The sequence below is a fragment of the Pseudostreptobacillus hongkongensis genome, from assembly GCF_001559795.1.
GTDB lineage: Bacteria > Fusobacteriota > Fusobacteriia > Fusobacteriales > Leptotrichiaceae > Pseudostreptobacillus > Pseudostreptobacillus hongkongensis.
In genome coordinates this window covers 1-508 of the sequence record NZ_LOHY01000032.1, presented here as the reverse complement: position 1 = coordinate 508, position 508 = coordinate 1, and the positions used below count along the sequence as shown (strand labels likewise).

The following is a 508-nucleotide window of genomic DNA, read 5'->3' as shown; positions in this document are numbered from 1 at the left end:
ACCATACATTCTTCATCGATTTTAACACCTTCTATAGATTGTTGTAAATCTTTAGGTACTCTTGTTACTTCATAAGAAACATCTGCTCCTCCATTTGTTTGTTCTTTAATGTATGTAACTGCATCATCTTTTGAAGGATCAAATACACTTGCTCCTAATTCTTTAGCTTTTGCTTGACGCTCTGGTGATAATTCGACTGCATATATTTTAGTAGAACCTGCAGCTCTTAACGCTTCTATTATTAATATTCCTATAGGTCCACATCCACATACACCTGCACTATCTCCTGCTTTTAATTTAACTGCATATAACGCAACAGCAGCTGGTTCTGTTAACGCACCTTGTTCATAATCAACATTATCTGGTAATTTATGTACAAGTCCTCCATCAACAACACAGAATTCTGCAAATCCACCATTAGAAGCAAGTCCAACGAATCCTAAGTTTGGATCTAAGTTATATTGTCCTTCTAATCCATTTTTAGCTAATATTGGCTCAACTGTAACTC

The 508-nt window shown here is 35.4% G+C and carries 1 protein-coding gene; it reads right to left on the bottom strand.

Annotation, left to right across the window (positions count from 1 at the left end; translation table 11 throughout):
- Positions 1 to 508: zinc-binding dehydrogenase (locus AYC59_RS01205; RefSeq protein WP_156445440.1), on the bottom strand; the 508-nt coding region annotated here is incomplete at both ends.